This is a genomic window from Enterovibrio norvegicus FF-33 (genome assembly GCF_000286835.2).
GTDB classification, from domain to species: domain Bacteria; phylum Pseudomonadota; class Gammaproteobacteria; order Enterobacterales; family Vibrionaceae; genus Enterovibrio; species Enterovibrio norvegicus_A.
The window spans coordinates 84,897-99,193 of the sequence record NZ_AJYD02000031.1 but is presented as its reverse complement, the minus strand read 5'-3'; the positions used below and the strand labels follow the sequence as shown (position 1 = coordinate 99,193).

Here is a 14,297-nt window from a genome sequence, read left to right as displayed (position 1 = left end):
GTGCAGTTGCATTTTACATTGCGGATCGGCAACTGCATAATTTCAACCATCAAAATCCTATAAGCATCATCATGGCCCTATTTTCGACCCCACCAACGTCACTGTGTATTCTGCGTTTGTCTGCCATTGGCGACGTATGCAACGCCATCGCCGCGGTTCAAGCGATCCAAGCTCAATGGCCAGAAACCCACATCACTTGGATAGCAGGCAAGGCCGAAGCGGCACTGCTCACGCCATTGCTGCCAGATGTCGAGGTGATTGCGTTTGATAAGAAGCTTGGCTTCAAAGGCATGAAAACGGTGTGGAAAGCACTAAAGGGAAAACGCTTCGATGCACTGCTTCATATGCAAAGTGCGATTCGTGCCAGCTTACTTTCGGTGGGTATTAAGGCGCGCTATACGCTCGGCTTTGACAAAGTCCGTGCCAGCGATTTGCAGTCATGGTTTACCAACATCAAAGTCCCTTCTCCGCAATCACTTCATGTACTTGACGGATTTATGGCTTTTACCGAAACGTTAGGGCTCGCACCTCAAACACCTACGTGGTCATTACCCATATCGGATAACGATGCCGCGTGGGCGCAATCGCAGATGAGTGACAAGCCAACTCTCATCGTCGCACCCGCAGCAAGCAAGGCATTTAAAAATTGGACCGCCGAAGGCTACGCTGGCGTCATTGAGCATGCTATCGAGAAAGGTTTTGACGTTATCTTGGCAGGTGGCCCAGGTAAGATAGAAATTGAACTTGGACAAGCTATTGAGCAGCAACTGACTCACCCAGTAAAAAATCTGATTGGTAAAACCACCTTGCTTCAATTGCTCTCCTTAGAAAAAGAAGCGGCGCTGGTACTGGCACCAGACAGCGGCCCTGCGCATCTTGCCAACGCGGTCAACACGCCTGTGATTGGTCTGTATGCCCACCACAATCCAGCACGCACGGGCCCTTACAACTGGCGTCAATATGTCGTGAGCGCTTATGATGAAGCCATCAAGGCCGAAACCGGGCAGTTAGCCAGTGAAGTCTCATGGCGAACCCGCGTCAAAGATCCTGACGCCATGCAACGCATTACTATTGATCACGTGATCGCTCGCTTTGACGAAGTGGTCGAGAAAGAAGGACTCTGCTCATGAGCCAAGCTCAACAACGCGCATCCATTAGCGCTATTATCATCACCAAAAATGAAGAGCAGATTTTGCCAGAGTGTTTGGCGTCCCTAGATTGGGTCGATGAAATCATCGTCGTCGATTCTGGCAGCACAGATAACACAGTGAACATCGCGCAAACGGCAGGCGCCAAAGTGCATATCAACGCTGAATGGCCGGGATTTGGAAAGCAAAAACAACTGGCGCAACGCTACGCCACTAAAGATTGGATTTTGGCCATTGATGCCGATGAAGTCATCACTGAGCCACTTAAACAGAGCATTCTTGATGTTCTTGCAAACCCATCCGAGAAGACTCTCTTCATTTTGCGCCGCACAACCTGGGTATTTGGCCGATTTCTCAAACATTCAGGCTGGTACGATAAAATTATCCGTGTCTATCCGCGTGAGTACACAGGCTACAACGATGCCTTGGTACACGAAAAAATTATTGAGCCACAAGGCTGTAAAAAACAAACCTTAGACGGCGATATGCTGCATTACTCTTACCGTGACCTTCACCAATATCTCGTGAAATCTGCGTTCTACGCAAAGTCATGGGCGGATGGACGTCAGGCTAGAGGCAAGAAAAGCAGTATTGGTCAGGGCATTACTCATGCTATCGGCTGCTTTTTGAAAATGTATCTGTTAAAGCGTGGATTCTTAGACGGGAAGCAGGGCTTTTTAATTGCCGTACTGTCTGCGCATTCCACTTTCGTTAAATACGCAGACCTTTGGATTCGCGACAATGACAGCCGTGCGAACTAAATCAGCCTTCCATCACTCGCGCTAAAAATGCATTCACGTCTGGCAGGATGGCGCGGATATTAATCTTCGACATATCTGCCGCGACGTTTTTGTCTTTGTCGGTCGGTGGCGAAAACGCAAGGTGATGACCATCGCTATTGATCGGTCGCCAGCGAAGTGGTGTCGCACTTCGTTTAGCTGGGAAGAATCCTACCGTCGGCACATCTAATGTTGCCGCAATATGAAGCGGCCCTGTAGACCCCGCAATAAATGCATCGGCACAAGCAATCGAACACGTGAAATCCTGCAAGCCATCGTTCTTATCATAAACCACAGAATCAATGCCTTTGGTCGACAGCAAGGCTTGCAGTTCAGCGGCTTTCTTCGCCTCCCCTGGTCCTGCGGTGAGCACCACTTCAACCTTCGTCTTTTTACAGATACCTGCCACAAGATCCGCATATTGCATTAAAGAAAGGTTATTGGCTGAGCCGCCACTACCAGCGTGAACATAAAGCCAAGGCGTCTTTTCATCAATCGCCAATGCGTGTGCCAATTTGGTTTTCTGTGCCGCCTGTTCACTGGTAGGAAATGCCAAATAAGACGCTGATGGCTCCTTCGCCTCCACACCGATTTTCGCCAAAAATGCACGCACCAAATCGAGGTTATACTCATACTCAGGTTTTGCCGATTGAGAACGACGCTGAGTGATGCGATGGTTATACAAAAGCTGAGAGATTTTCGTCGCTGGCGCTAAGCGAAATGGGATGCCAGCTTTCCATACTAGGGTCGCATTATAACTGTTTGAAAAAAGACAGATAGACGCATCAAAATCGTTCGCTTTGATCGTTGTCACCAGCTCTTTTTTTCTCAACTTATCTGCATCTTTTCCACAATCAGCCAATACCTTGTCAATCGATGGGCACAGTTCAGCCAGCGCCTTAGTATAGGAGGGCACCAATGCCGTCACTTCTACACTGGGCATGGATTGTTTCAACATCGCAAAGGCCGGCCATGCCAACATAAAATCGCCAATTTTGTCGTTACGGATGACGAGGATTTTTTTCATTGTGTGTCCCAGTTTACGGTTCTCGCTACCGATCATACCGGATGATGGCCATTTCGCTAAGTCACCTTCTAACTTCAATAGAAGATAGTGTGAAAGAAATGCTGGTCACGTAGGTTTTTTCAACATCCACTCTCACCAAGCACGATAAAATACGCCGAGATTTTGGTAGCATGTCGCCAGTTTAAGGAATTGCAGGAAATGACTGTGAGTAAAAAAGCCCTAACCCGAGTGATATATCCCGGCACCTTTGATCCCGTGACTAACGGTCATGTCGATCTGGTTGAACGTGCCGCATCGATGTTTGATGAAGTGATTGTCGGTATTGCAGCAAGCCCAAGTAAAAAGCCATTGTTTGACCTGAAACATCGCGTTTCACTGGCTAAAGACGTCACAGCACACCTTGATAATGTCTCTGTGGTGGGTTTTTCTGGCCTTCTGGTAGACTTTGCCAAGCAATATAACGCCAATATTTTGGTGCGCGGCTTACGTGCGGTATCCGATTTCGAGTATGAGTTTCAGTTGGCCAACATGAATCGCCGTCTGATGCCGGAGCTGGAAAGTGTTTTCCTCACGCCCTCAGAAGAAAACTCCTTTATTTCATCCACATTGGTCAAAGAAGTCGCGCTTCATGGCGGCGATACCAGTGGGTTTGTGCACCCTAAGGTCCTAGAAGCACTGAAATCTCACCTCAAAAAATAACGCCTTAAAAAAACCGCCATTGGCGGTTTTTTTGTCTTTGCTCAGGAAGTTCTGCGGCTAAACCTGGCACGACGGACAGAAAAATGTATTCCGTTGTCCAATTTTGACGCTCTCTAGCAAAGTCTCGCATACCGGGCACGGTTTGCCAGTTTTGCCATAAACCAGCAATTCTTGTGCAAAATACCCCGGCTTGCCATCCGCCTGCGTGAAATCTTTTAACGTCGTGCCACCTTGCTGAATCGCGGTTTCGAGTATGGTTTTGATGTTTCCGACCAGCAGATTCGCGTCATCAAGGGTCAGTAACCCCGCCTGGCGCTGAGGATGAATGCGAGACGTAAACAACGATTCATTGGCATAGATGTTCCCCACCCCGACGACCACAGGATTATCCATAATAAATTGCTTGATGGCCGTTCGCTTGTTACGACTTCTCTCGAACAAATACTCACCAGTAAACGCATCGGTGAGTGGTTCTGGCCCTAACTTTTCAAGTGCAGGATGGTCACTATGGTTCGGCTGCCATAGCCATGCGCCAAAACGGCGTGGATCGTTATAACGAATAACAGCGCCAGAACTCAGATGCAGATCGACATGGTCGTGCTTAGCGGGCGGTACCATTTCAGGTAAGACACGTAAACTGCCCGACATACCGAGATGAATCAGCGCATAGCCAATGTCAGTTTCAAGGATCAGATATTTGGCGCGGCGCGAGACTGCGTGAATCGTCTGTCCCTCAATATCATAGAGGCTATCGGGGATTAACCAGCGCAACTGCGGCTGCCTGACGTCCAATTTCGTCACCACTTGCCCTTCCGCATGTGGTTTTATCCCCATGCGGCTGACTTCAACTTCCGGTAATTCTGGCATCGTATTAATTCTGGTTGTCGAATGGGAATAGGTAGTTTGGAGCAACAGAGACCGCAAGCCAACGGTTTTCCCAGTTTTGAATGAGCCAAAACTGAGGCAATTGATAATAGGTCAGACGCAAAGGCTCAACGTGTTGGCCTCTATCCACCACCAAGGTCGCTGGCGATCGCAAATTGGGCTTGAGCTTATTGTAGGTGTCACTATCTATTTCAGTGCCAGAAAGATTCAACCAACGGTTTGCCAACTCAGTTGCTGACACATCAAGGGCCTTGTCTGTTTGCCAAGGCGACCCATTGGTTAGGGTGAAATCAGGAAATTTTAGCGCTAATGGCGAAACATCATCAGGCATTAAGGCAATGACACCATCAGGGAGTACCTGTTCGACATGTTGAGGTTTTTCATTTTCCGCCAATTTAGCGCGGATGTAATCGGGCAAGTTCATGGCAGCAACAAACAAAAGGATGCCGATGATCAGAAAGTTATTGAAGGTACGACGAGAAGGTCTTGCCATTTTTCGGTCTCAGCCATTGGACATGACTAAAGTGTATATCCGGAAGTGACTGATTTACAGTTATATGCGAGTGTGCACCTCAAATTGCAGACATAAAAAAACCCAGCCAAGGCTGAGTTTTTTTGTAAAGCAGAAAACCAATTACTTGATTTTAGCTTCTTTGTACATAACGTGTTGACGAACAACTGGATCAAATTTCTTGATCTCAAATTTGCCCGGCATATTACGCTTGTTTTTGTCAGTAGTGTAGAAGTGGCCTGTACCAGCAGATGATACTAGACGGATCTTCTCACGAATGCCTTTAGCCATTCTTTAAATCCTCTTAAACGTTCTCACCACGGGCGCGGATGTCTGTAAGAACAGCATCAATGCCTTTCTTGTCGATGATGCGCATACCTTTAGGGGTAAGACGCAGTTTAACGAAGCGGTTTTCGCTTTCTACCCAGAAACGATGAGTTTGCAGGTTCGGCAGAAAACGACGCTTGGTGGCGTTACGTGCGTGCGAACGGTTGTTACCCGTTACAGGACGCTTGCCAGTTACTTGGCATACTCGTGACATGAATGTCTCTCCAAATCGTTTCAGCTCGATATCAACCTTGTCCGCCATTCCTGCAAAAAACAAGGTCAGGCACTAGGTCAAGGCTATCAAAGGTGGCGCATTATACTAACTGTCTTCCCATTGCTCAAGTCCCGAGCAGATCCTTTTATCATTTTTTGATCGTTTTTTAACGGCTTTGGCTTGAAAAGCCTATATCCAGCCACGTTCAGCAAAAGAGACAACGTCTCCATCACCAATAACCATGTGATCAAGCAACCGGATATCGACCAACGACAGCGCATCAGCGATGCGTGACGTGATATGACGATCTGCAGAACTGGGCTCAGCAATGCCAGATGGGTGATTATGAGCCAAAATCACCGCATTTGCATGCACTTCCAACGCACGACGTACAACTTCGCGTGGATAGACCCCTGCAGCATTGATGGTTCCCTCAAAAAGAACTTCATCCATGATGGGTCGGTTTTGATTATCCAAATACAGGACCAGAAAGGCTTCTCGCGGCCTGTCACGCAATTGTGCCGAGAGATATCTCGCCGTATGCGAAGGACTCGTTAAGGCATCTTCATGGGACATAATTTCTTTTAAATGGCGCTTACTCAGCTCCAATACCGCCTGTAATTGCGCATATTTTGCAGACCCCAGCCCTTTTCGCTGGCTAAATTGCGCTAAGTTGGACTGCATCAAGCCTCGCAATGAACCAAAATCCTCCAGCAAATAACCCGCCAGTTCAATCGCATTCATGCCTGATACACCCGTGCGAAGAAAAATCGCCAGCAACTCCGCATTCGTCAATGACTCTGGCCCTTTCGCCAGCAGCTTCTCTCTCGGGCGACAATCTAGCGGCAGATCTTTCAGTGACATAAACACGCCTCGCAATATAAAAAGGCAGCGTCATTGCAGATGTCTTTTCGCGCAACGACTCTTAGCTCAGTGTGCGATTAATGTGTGGAACACGTTTTTTGAGTAGCTTCTTTATTACATTTCAATTTGTGGTACCGCAGCTTTCACAATCCTCTGAGCGCAACAGGTGATCACCCGGTCTTTTATGTTATCTTTCCCTTAATTACCCCATTGGCTTATTTGGTTATGGTTCAGAAAATTACCCAATCCCTCACAGGCAAACGCATTGTGTTGGGCATTGGCGGTGGTATCGCCGCCTATAAATGCGCAGATCTAACACGTCGATTGATCGAACGTGGCGCAGATGTTCGTGTCGTGATGACCCACGCAGCAAAAGAATTCATTACCCCGCTGACCATGCAGGCCGTATCGGGTCACCCCGTTGCCGATAGCCTACTCGACCCAGCGGCAGAGGCCTCGATGGGCCACATTGAAATTGCCAAGTGGGCAGATTTGGTTGTGCTTGCGCCAGCCACTGCCGATTTGATGGCACGTGTTACCACAGGCATGGGCAACGATCTACTCACTACCCTTTGCTTGGCAACTGACGCCACCGTCGCCATTGCACCCGCAATGAACCAGCAGATGTACCGTGCAGTCGCTACCCAAGAAAACCTTGTAACGCTCAAACGCCGCGGCTACCCAATCTGGGGCCCAGCGAGTGGTGAACAAGCGTGTGGCGACGTTGGCCCAGGCCGAATGCTAGAGCCGATGCAATTAGTCGCCTTAGTGGAAGAACATTTTTCAGAAGGTGATTTAGCCGGTACGTCCATGTTGATTACCGCAGGGCCAACCCGCGAAGCGATCGACCCTGTTCGTTATCTGACTAATCAAAGCTCGGGGAAAATGGGTTACGCAATTGCCCAAGCCGCCGCCAAGCGCGGCGCAAAAGTAACGCTGATTAGTGGTCCGGTAAACCTGAGTACACCCGCCAATGTGGCACGCATTGACGTAGAAAGCGCAGAAGATATGCATCAGGCAGTTCAAGCTCATGCCGCTCTGCACCAGATTTTTATTGCCTGTGCTGCCGTTGCTGATTTCAGACCGGCCCACATTGCCGATCAGAAAATGAAGAAAAAAGACGGTCACGATGAAATGACCATCAGTCTGGTCAAAAACCCAGATATCGTCGCATCCGTCGCAGCCATGACAGCGAATCGTCCTTTCACTGTAGGCTTTGCGGCAGAAACCCAAGATGTGGAACAATACGCACGCGGTAAATTGGCGAAGAAGAATCTTGATCTCATTTGCGCCAACGATGTGTCCTGCGACGGTCAAGGTTTTAACAGCGACCAAAATGCGCTGCATCTATATTGGCCTGCGGGCGACAAACCTTTACCGCTCGCAAGTAAGGCCGATATCGGCAACCAACTTGTCAGCGAGATCGCTACCCTGTTTAATGCCAGCAAATAAAACCAGTGGAAAACAAGATGAAAAAAATTGACCTAAAAATTCTCGACCCACGTGTAGGGACTGAATTCCCGCTTCCCGCTTACGCCACTGAAGGCTCTGCAGGACTAGATTTGCGCGCGATTCTCGATGCGCCAGTGACATTGGAACCGGGCCAAACGGAACTGCTACCGACAGGCCTAGCGATTCATATCGCTGACCCCTCTCTGGCAGCAACGATTTTGCCGCGTTCAGGGTTAGGTCATAAACATGGCATCGTACTGGGTAATTTGGTGGGTCTGATTGACTCTGATTATCAAGGTCAGCTGATGGTCTCTTGTTGGAACCGTGGTAACACCACGTTCACCATCGAACCAGGCGAGCGTATTGCGCAACTGGTTTTTGTGCCTGTTGTTCAAGCAGAATTCAACATTGTTGAAGACTTTGACGCCACAGAACGCGGTGCCGGTGGATTTGGGCACTCTGGTACAAAATAACAGTAATACCAGAGCATGAATGACAAAAACGTCGCCCATTAGCGGCGTTTTTTATGCCGTATTCACGCTTTCAATAATTCCTATGTGCTTCACCTGTTCCGAAGGTGCATTATTCTTTTAATACAGATAGCGCACAGTTAAAATATCGGCCCTTCAGCCGAGATTTTGGGTCTGAGACCCTGAAAACAACAAAGGAACCATCTATTCATGGCTGGCCAAAAAAAGCAAAACCGCCGCGAAGAAATTCTTCAGGCTCTGGCTCATATGCTGGAGTCCACTCAGGGCAGTCAACGTATTACCACCGCCAAACTTGCGGCTCAAGTTGGCGTGTCTGAAGCGGCGCTTTATCGCCACTTCCCCAGCAAAGCACGTATGTTTGAGGGATTGATTGAATTCATTGAAGAATCGCTCATCACTCGAATCAACCGCATTCAAAGCGAAGAAAAAGACACTTTGACGCGCCTTCGCCTTATCTTGCAACTTCTGCTGGTCTTTGGTGAACGTAATCCGGGTCTGACACGCATCATGACAGGCCATGCTCTGATGTTCGAGCAAGACAGGCTGCAAGGCCGTATCAATCAGCTGTTCGAGAAAATCGAAAGTCAATTGCGTCAGGTATTACGTGAACGCCGCTTGCGCGAAGGACGAGGGTTTCCGGTGGATGAGTCCATTCTTGCTGCGCAGTTACTCGGCCAAGTAGAAGGCAGCCTAAACCGATTTGTTCGCTCCAACTTCAAATACCCGCCGACGGCTGAATTTGATCAATACTGGCAACTGTTGAGTGCACAACTCAACTGAACGCGTCGCCTTCATCGGCTAACAGAATTAAAAAAGGCTGCAGCTGCAGCCTTTTTTTCGTTTTTTGCGTCTTTCAATCACATCAAGCTATGCCATTGAATTATCGCTACGAACACGATCAGATACCGTATTCAGCGCGATACGCTTTTACTGAATCAAGTTGCTCAGGATTAGTGCCCTGCTCTTCCAGATACGTCACCAGATCACCAAGACTGACGATGGATACCACTTTACAGCCAAAGTCACGCTCAACTTCCTGAATCGCTGAAAGCTCGCCGTTGCCGCGCTCTTGGCGGTCAATTGCCACCAACACACCCGCAAGATCCGCACCGTTGGCTTGGATAATTTCCATCGACTCACGAATAGCAGTACCAGCAGTGATCACATCATCCACCAGCATCACACGGCCTTCCAACGCACTGCCGACCAAATTGCCACCTTCACCGTGGTTTTTCGCTTCTTTACGGTTAAAGCAATATGGCGTATCCACATCGTGGTGCTCAGCCAATGCTACAGCCGTGGTCGTCGCAATAGGGATACCTTTGTACGCAGGGCCAAACAGCAGATCGTAATCAATGTTCGCATCAACAAGCGCTTCTGCATAAAAGCGACCCAGACGCGCCAAATCACGACCGGTGTTAAACAAACCAGCATTAAAGAAGTACGGGCTCTTACGGCCAGACTTCAGGGTGAATTCACCGAACTTCAAAACTTGTTTTTCCAATGCAAACTCGATGAACTGACGCTGATAGGCTTTCATTTTCTCTCCTGACTCACTCTTCGGCTTCTGGCCGTGACGTGTGTATTTCGATTAACTAGATCGGGGTTAACATTAACCAAATAGGTATTTTGGTTAAAAAAAAGTGGCTCCAATAGAAGCCGCCCTTTCATCAATCAACTAACGACGCTTTCTGAATAACAATGATGTCTTCTATACCCTTAGAGGCCAGAGACAACATAGCGTTCAATTCGTCTGCCGTGAACGGCTCAGCTTCTGCGGTACCTTGCACTTCAATCATGCGGCCATCTTCGAGCATGACCACGTTCATGTCGGTGTCTGCTGCTGAGTCTTCTAGATACTCAAGATCACAGATTGGCGTACCTTCAAAAATACCCACAGAAATTGCAGCGACATGACCCTTCATTGGGTTCGCTTTCAGTTTGCCTTCGGCAACCAATTTATTCAGTGCATCTGCCATTGCCACACTCGCACCTGAAATAGACGCAGTACGTGTGCCGCCATCGGCTTGAATAACATCACAGTCAACGGTAATAGTGAAATCGCCTAGCTGATCAAGATTTACCGCAGCACGAAGGCTACGAGCGATCAGACGTTGGATTTCCATGGTACGACCGCCTTGCTTACCGTTCGCCGCTTCACGACGGTTACGCGTATGCGTTGCACGAGGCAGCATACCGTATTCAGCAGTGATCCAACCTTGGCCCTTTCCTTTTAGGAAGCGAGGCACACCATCTTCAACGGTGGCGGTACAGATGACTTTAGTATCACCAAACTCCACCAATACTGAACCTTCTGCATGCGCAGTAAAATGACGGGTAATGGTAACCGGACGAATCTGACCAACTTCTCTTCCGCTTGGGCGCATAGAATTCCACCTGTAGTTGTATGTGTGCGACTGAATTTCGTTAACCGGCGATTATAGCTATTTACCCTCAGCCGCGCTAACACTAACCCGTCTTTGCCGCTTTTTTCTTCACGCTCACACCCTATTACTGACACGAATGGGTACAACTGCGTATAATCAGAACAACTTTGATAGAAGAGTGAACATCAATGATCCACAGTATGACTGCCTACGCCCGCCGGGAAGTAAAAGGCATATGGGGCACTGCCGTTTGGGAAATCCGTTCGGTTAATCAGCGTTACCTTGAAACCTATATCCGCATGCCAGAGCAGTTTCGTGGCCTTGAACCGATCATTCGCGAACGCTTCCGCCAGCGCCTTGCTCGCGGCAAAGTAGAATGTAATCTGCGTTTTGAAGCCAATGCGTCAGCCAATACTGAGTTGAAAATCAACGAAGCGTTAGCGAAGCAGGTTATTCATGCCGCCAAGTGGGTACAAGAAGTCTCGGGCGAGGGCAATATTGGTCCTTTCCAAGTGCTGCAATGGCCCGGCGTGATGGAAACACCAGAGCAAGATATGGACGTGATCAACAAAGCCCTCATGAGCGGCTTTGACGAAGCAGTCGATGATTTCATCGCCGCACGTGCAAGCGAAGGTGCAAACATGAAAGCACTGATCGAGCAGCGTCTCGATGGCATTGCCGCAGAAGTGATCACCGTTCGTACAAAAATGCCAGAAATTATCAATTGGCAACGCGAGCGTCTTATCACCAAGCTAGAAGAAGCGAAAATCGAGCTGGACGCTAACCGCGTTGAGCAAGAAATCATTCTGCTTGCACAAAAATCTGACGTCGCAGAAGAGCTAGATCGTCTTAATTCACACGTATCAGAAACCAAGAAAATCCTCAAAAAAGGTGGCGCATGTGGTCGTCGCTTGGATTTCATGATGCAAGAATTCAACCGTGAGTCGAATACACTGGCATCAAAATCCATCAGCACCGAGACCACCGCGTCTGGCGTTGAGCTAAAAGTTCTGATCGAACAAATGCGCGAGCAAATTCAGAACATCGAGTAATCGTTGTAACCACTCGATAAAAAGCCCCTGTTTGGGGCTTTTTTTACATCTCTAACAATTGCTGAATTGCTGCGTTGAGTTTTGGCAAATCTAAAGCAGAGATATCTGGCGGGTTCCGCTTTTTTGCGAATAGAACTATTGCGTTTGAAGAATTTGGATGCCAAGCTGCAAAGTTGTCTTCATCAGGGTTGTAAATTCCTAACAAGGGCTTATCCAGTCCTGATGCAATATGAATAATAGCTGTATCTACAGAAATGACTTTGTCAGCCATACTCACAAGAGCGATAGCATCATAAATAGTTTTACTACTAGGATTGAAAAAGACACGCTCATCATCCCTACTTAAGCAAATCTCTTGTATTTCCTGTTCTGTATCTGGCGTATGTAAAAGAGCAATATTAGTTGATGAATCGAATGCCAAGACGTCATCAATAATCTGAATGATTTTGGTTTTATTAAGTTTACGCGAGTTACCACTTCCGTAAGGATTAAATACCACTAACTGAAGCTTTTCTTTGTTAGCCAATAATTTTTCTACTGTGCTTTGAGCATCACTGTTTAGTGGCACGCTATATTTTGCGGCATTAGACTCCACACCAATTGCAGAAAGAAGTTGGATAAATTTTTCAGAAAAATGCAGACCTTTTGTTTTCTCACCTAGTTTGAGGTTAATTAAATTAACCTCGTCATCTAGACCAGCAACTGCCTTGGCACCAACTTTGCGCAGAAAGTAGAGATCTTTCATCTTCAGTATCGGACTTAAATGCACAAGAACATCCACGTCGCTCAACTCAGCAGCCAACGCTTTGAGCGCCGAATATGTCGGTCTTTTCTTTATTTCGTGGACTTTATCCACTTCGTAATAATCACGAAATAAATTAGCCATTTGGGGTGTTGTGACGAGTTCAATCTCTGCATCCGGATATGTCTGTCGAATCGCATCAAAAACAAACGAAGATACGATGGCATCACCCCATTTTGCATCCCAGCGCAGTAAGACAATTTTATGTGGAGCCCCCACCTTCACTTGCTTACTGTAACCAGCATCAAACAATTTTAATCCCAACCAACGACGAAACCGATCTCGGGAGAGTTGGAGATAAGAAATCAGCCTTTTAAACATGAAAATTTTCCAAACCAGTACATACAGCCCAACACTATAACATTGGTACCGATATGAAGCATGAATGAGAGAGATACGACCAGCCCTGCCAAATTGCTCTCCCAACAAGCCATTGCAGTTCTCTGAATCGCGCTAATTCCTCCCATGCACTCAAACCTAACAACCGGCTTACAGATGATTTATTCGCCACAGCGCAAAAGCGAAATTGAATGTATCGCCTTCGCCATATGGGAGACCAGTTCGGTGTATTAATTAAAAAACAAAAAAACACATCTTGGCCGACTGTCTTTCCTAAAAATCCATTATCCTAAACAGAGAATTCAATTTTTGTGCAGTCCGTGGTAATCTGCGCGCCCTTTAACCTCACAGTGATCACAACCATGAGCCAAGGTACGCTTTACATCGTTTCAGCGCCCAGCGGTGCCGGTAAATCAAGTCTGATTTCGGCGCTGTTGAAAGACAATCCTCGTTACGACATCAAAGTGTCCGTTTCTCACACGACCCGTGCAACACGTCCGGGCGAAGAAGACGGCGTTCACTACCATTTCGTAGCCGTTGATGAATTTAAAGCACTGATCGAACAAGATGCGTTTTTGGAGCATGCCGAAGTTTTCGGTAACTATTACGGCACTTCACGCATTTGGATTGAAGAAATGCTGGCAAAAGGCATCGACATTTTTCTCGATATTGACTGGCAAGGTGCGCAGCAAATTCGAAAAAAAATGCCGCTCGCCCAAAGCATTTTCATTCTTCCACCAAGTCGAGAAGAGTTGGAACGTCGTCTGAATGCACGTGGTCAGGATTCTGATGAGGTCATCGCGAAACGCATGGAAGAAGCCTGCTCCGAAATATCTCACTATAACGAGTACGATTACGTTATTGTGAATGATGATTTTGATCTGGCTCTAATGGATCTTAAAGCCATACTTCGCGCAGAGCGAATGAAGCAAGACAAGCAAACCAGCAAATATCACGACATGCTTGACAGATTGCTGGCACTATAGTCACGGCTTTTGTATAATTTTCGGTCATTTTGATTTTATTACTTACTGGAGTTCCTCATGGCACGCGTAACCGTTCAAGACGCTGTTGAAAAAATTGGCAACCGTTTCGATCTAGTATTGGTAGCAGCTCGTCGCGCACGCCAAATGCAAACTGGTGGTAAAGATGCTCTGGTTCCAGAAGAGAACGATAAATACACTGTTATCTCTCTTCGCGAAATCGAAGAAGGCCTAATCACGAAAGAAGTGCTAGACACTCGTGAGCGCCAAGAGCAGCAAGAGCAAGAAGCAGCCGAAATGGCCGCTGTAAGCACCATCACAGGCTCACTCCGCTAAT

General features: G+C 47.6%; 18 protein-coding genes. 9 read left to right on the top strand and 9 right to left on the bottom strand.

The features are described 5' to 3' along the window. The first annotated feature begins 71 nt into the window (after positions 1–71). Together A1OO_RS07635 and A1OO_RS07630 are read left to right on the top strand one after the other, a co-directional pair. Positions 72–1,130, top strand: a complete 1,059-nt coding sequence (locus tag A1OO_RS07635) for a glycosyltransferase family 9 protein (RefSeq protein ID WP_017002662.1) — start codon at positions 72–74, stop codon at positions 1,128–1,130. Continuing rightward, entirely contained in the window at positions 1,127–1,909 is a 783-nt protein-coding gene (locus tag A1OO_RS07630; RefSeq protein WP_017002661.1) for a glycosyltransferase family 2 protein, read from the top strand. The genes A1OO_RS07635 and A1OO_RS07630 overlap by 4 nt, the downstream gene beginning before the upstream one ends. A 1-nt stretch (position 1,910) precedes the next feature. On the opposite strand, the gene A1OO_RS07625 is transcribed toward A1OO_RS07630, so the two are convergent. Continuing rightward, positions 1,911–2,954: a glycosyltransferase family 9 protein gene (locus tag A1OO_RS07625; protein WP_026023771.1), complete on the bottom strand. Its 1,044-nt coding sequence runs from the start codon at positions 2,952–2,954 to the stop codon at positions 1,911–1,913. Between the two features lie 198 nt (positions 2,955–3,152). Between A1OO_RS07625 and coaD the strand changes: the two genes are divergently transcribed. Further along, the gene (gene coaD / locus A1OO_RS07620; protein WP_017002659.1) at positions 3,153–3,653 is read left to right on the top strand and encodes a pantetheine-phosphate adenylyltransferase; all 501 of its coding nucleotides are present in this window, start codon (positions 3,153–3,155) and stop codon (positions 3,651–3,653) included. Between the two features lie 57 nt (positions 3,654–3,710). Here the strand turns inward: coaD and mutM are convergent, their stop codons facing one another. The 5 genes from mutM to radC all read right to left on the bottom strand — a co-directional run bounded on the left by mutM (position 3,711) and on the right by radC (position 6,454). Beyond that, positions 3,711–4,520 carry a bifunctional DNA-formamidopyrimidine glycosylase/DNA-(apurinic or apyrimidinic site) lyase gene (gene mutM, locus A1OO_RS07615; RefSeq protein ID WP_016961894.1) on the bottom strand — a complete coding sequence of 270 codons (810 nt, stop codon included), beginning with the start codon at positions 4,518–4,520 and terminating at the stop codon, positions 3,711–3,713. A 4-nt stretch (positions 4,521–4,524) separates the two neighbouring features. Next, entirely contained in the window at positions 4,525–5,031 is a 507-nt protein-coding gene (locus tag A1OO_RS07610; protein ID WP_016961893.1) for a hypothetical protein, read from the bottom strand. A gap of 141 nt (positions 5,032–5,172) precedes the next feature. After that, complete coding sequence (rpmG, locus tag A1OO_RS07605) at positions 5,173–5,340, bottom strand: 50S ribosomal protein L33 (RefSeq protein WP_002535344.1); 168 nt, start codon at positions 5,338–5,340, stop codon at positions 5,173–5,175. 13 nt (positions 5,341–5,353) lie between these two features. Beyond that, on the bottom strand, positions 5,354–5,590 hold the full coding sequence (gene rpmB / locus A1OO_RS07600) for a 50S ribosomal protein L28 (protein WP_016961892.1): 237 nt from the start codon (positions 5,588–5,590) through the stop codon (positions 5,354–5,356). A gap of 189 nt (positions 5,591–5,779) precedes the next feature. Beyond that, positions 5,780–6,454 (bottom strand): RadC family protein, encoded by a 675-nt coding sequence (radC, locus tag A1OO_RS07595; RefSeq protein WP_016961891.1) that lies wholly within the window; start codon positions 6,452–6,454, stop codon positions 5,780–5,782. A gap of 225 nt (positions 6,455–6,679) precedes the next feature. Between radC and coaBC the strand changes: the two genes are divergently transcribed. From coaBC to slmA, 3 genes are all read left to right on the top strand, one after another. Next, entirely contained in the window at positions 6,680–7,906 is a 1,227-nt protein-coding gene (gene coaBC, locus A1OO_RS07590; protein WP_017002658.1) for a bifunctional phosphopantothenoylcysteine decarboxylase/phosphopantothenate--cysteine ligase CoaBC, read from the top strand. 17 nt (positions 7,907–7,923) lie between these two features. Beyond that, positions 7,924–8,379, top strand: a complete 456-nt coding sequence (dut, locus tag A1OO_RS07585) for a dUTP diphosphatase (protein ID WP_016961889.1) — start codon at positions 7,924–7,926, stop codon at positions 8,377–8,379. 207 nt (positions 8,380–8,586) lie between these two features. Then, complete coding sequence (slmA, locus tag A1OO_RS07580; RefSeq protein WP_016961888.1) at positions 8,587–9,177, top strand: nucleoid occlusion factor SlmA; 591 nt, start codon at positions 8,587–8,589, stop codon at positions 9,175–9,177. A gap of 118 nt (positions 9,178–9,295) precedes the next feature. On the opposite strand, the gene pyrE is transcribed toward slmA, so the two are convergent. Both pyrE and rph read right to left on the bottom strand, forming a co-directional pair. Continuing rightward, entirely contained in the window at positions 9,296–9,937 is a 642-nt protein-coding gene (gene pyrE, locus A1OO_RS07575; protein ID WP_016961887.1) for an orotate phosphoribosyltransferase, read from the bottom strand. Positions 9,938–10,067: 130 nt separating this feature from the next. Next, positions 10,068–10,784 (bottom strand): ribonuclease PH, encoded by a 717-nt coding sequence (rph, locus tag A1OO_RS07570; RefSeq protein ID WP_016961886.1) that lies wholly within the window; start codon positions 10,782–10,784, stop codon positions 10,068–10,070. A gap of 188 nt (positions 10,785–10,972) precedes the next feature. Here rph and A1OO_RS07565 point away from each other — a divergent pair, with 188 nt between their 5' ends. Beyond that, a complete protein-coding gene (locus A1OO_RS07565; protein WP_026023769.1) occupies positions 10,973–11,836 on the top strand; it encodes a YicC/YloC family endoribonuclease in 864 nt (287 codons plus the stop codon). A 43-nt stretch (positions 11,837–11,879) separates the two neighbouring features. Here the strand turns inward: A1OO_RS07565 and A1OO_RS07560 are convergent, their stop codons facing one another. Further along, entirely contained in the window at positions 11,880–12,959 is a 1,080-nt protein-coding gene (locus tag A1OO_RS07560; protein WP_017002656.1) for a glycosyltransferase family 9 protein, read from the bottom strand. Positions 12,960–13,339: 380 nt separating this feature from the next. On the opposite strand from A1OO_RS07560, the gene gmk reads away from it, so the two are divergent. Beyond that, positions 13,340–13,963, top strand: coding sequence for a guanylate kinase (gene gmk, locus A1OO_RS07555; protein WP_016961884.1), 624 nt, complete (start codon positions 13,340–13,342; stop codon positions 13,961–13,963). Between the two features lie 57 nt (positions 13,964–14,020). Next, positions 14,021–14,296 carry a DNA-directed RNA polymerase subunit omega gene (gene rpoZ, locus A1OO_RS07550; protein ID WP_016961883.1) on the top strand — a complete coding sequence of 92 codons (276 nt, stop codon included), beginning with the start codon at positions 14,021–14,023 and terminating at the stop codon, positions 14,294–14,296. Position 14,297: the final 1 nt, after the last annotated feature.

Excerpts from the sequence above, each read along its gene's own strand:
- mutM (WP_016961894.1), bottom strand. The coding sequence starts at position 4,520 with ATGCCAGAATTACCGGAAGTTGAAGTCAGCCGCATGGGGATAAAACCA.
- rph (WP_016961886.1), bottom strand. The coding sequence starts at position 10,784 with ATGCGCCCAAGCGGAAGAGAAGTTGGTCAGATTCGTCCGGTTACCATT.
- radC (WP_016961891.1), bottom strand. The coding sequence starts at position 6,454 with ATGTCACTGAAAGATCTGCCGCTAGATTGTCGCCCGAGAGAGAAGCTG.
- coaD (WP_017002659.1), top strand. The coding sequence starts at position 3,153 with ATGACTGTGAGTAAAAAAGCCCTAACCCGAGTGATATATCCCGGCACC.
- A1OO_RS07630 (WP_017002661.1), top strand. The coding sequence starts at position 1,127 with ATGAGCCAAGCTCAACAACGCGCATCCATTAGCGCTATTATCATCACC.
- A1OO_RS07610 (WP_016961893.1), bottom strand. The coding sequence starts at position 5,031 with ATGGCAAGACCTTCTCGTCGTACCTTCAATAACTTTCTGATCATCGGC.
- A1OO_RS07635 (WP_017002662.1), top strand. The coding sequence starts at position 72 with ATGGCCCTATTTTCGACCCCACCAACGTCACTGTGTATTCTGCGTTTG.
- pyrE (WP_016961887.1), bottom strand. The coding sequence starts at position 9,937 with ATGAAAGCCTATCAGCGTCAGTTCATCGAGTTTGCATTGGAAAAACAA.
- rpmG (WP_002535344.1), bottom strand. The coding sequence starts at position 5,340 with ATGGCTAAAGGCATTCGTGAGAAGATCCGTCTAGTATCATCTGCTGGT.
- slmA (WP_016961888.1), top strand. The coding sequence starts at position 8,587 with ATGGCTGGCCAAAAAAAGCAAAACCGCCGCGAAGAAATTCTTCAGGCT.
- A1OO_RS07565 (WP_026023769.1), top strand. The coding sequence starts at position 10,973 with ATGATCCACAGTATGACTGCCTACGCCCGCCGGGAAGTAAAAGGCATA.
- rpoZ (WP_016961883.1), top strand. The coding sequence starts at position 14,021 with ATGGCACGCGTAACCGTTCAAGACGCTGTTGAAAAAATTGGCAACCGT.
- coaBC (WP_017002658.1), top strand. The coding sequence starts at position 6,680 with ATGGTTCAGAAAATTACCCAATCCCTCACAGGCAAACGCATTGTGTTG.
- rpmB (WP_016961892.1), bottom strand. The coding sequence starts at position 5,590 with ATGTCACGAGTATGCCAAGTAACTGGCAAGCGTCCTGTAACGGGTAAC.
- gmk (WP_016961884.1), top strand. The coding sequence starts at position 13,340 with ATGAGCCAAGGTACGCTTTACATCGTTTCAGCGCCCAGCGGTGCCGGT.
- A1OO_RS07625 (WP_026023771.1), bottom strand. The coding sequence starts at position 2,954 with ATGAAAAAAATCCTCGTCATCCGTAACGACAAAATTGGCGATTTTATG.
- A1OO_RS07560 (WP_017002656.1), bottom strand. The coding sequence starts at position 12,959 with ATGTTTAAAAGGCTGATTTCTTATCTCCAACTCTCCCGAGATCGGTTT.
- dut (WP_016961889.1), top strand. The coding sequence starts at position 7,924 with ATGAAAAAAATTGACCTAAAAATTCTCGACCCACGTGTAGGGACTGAA.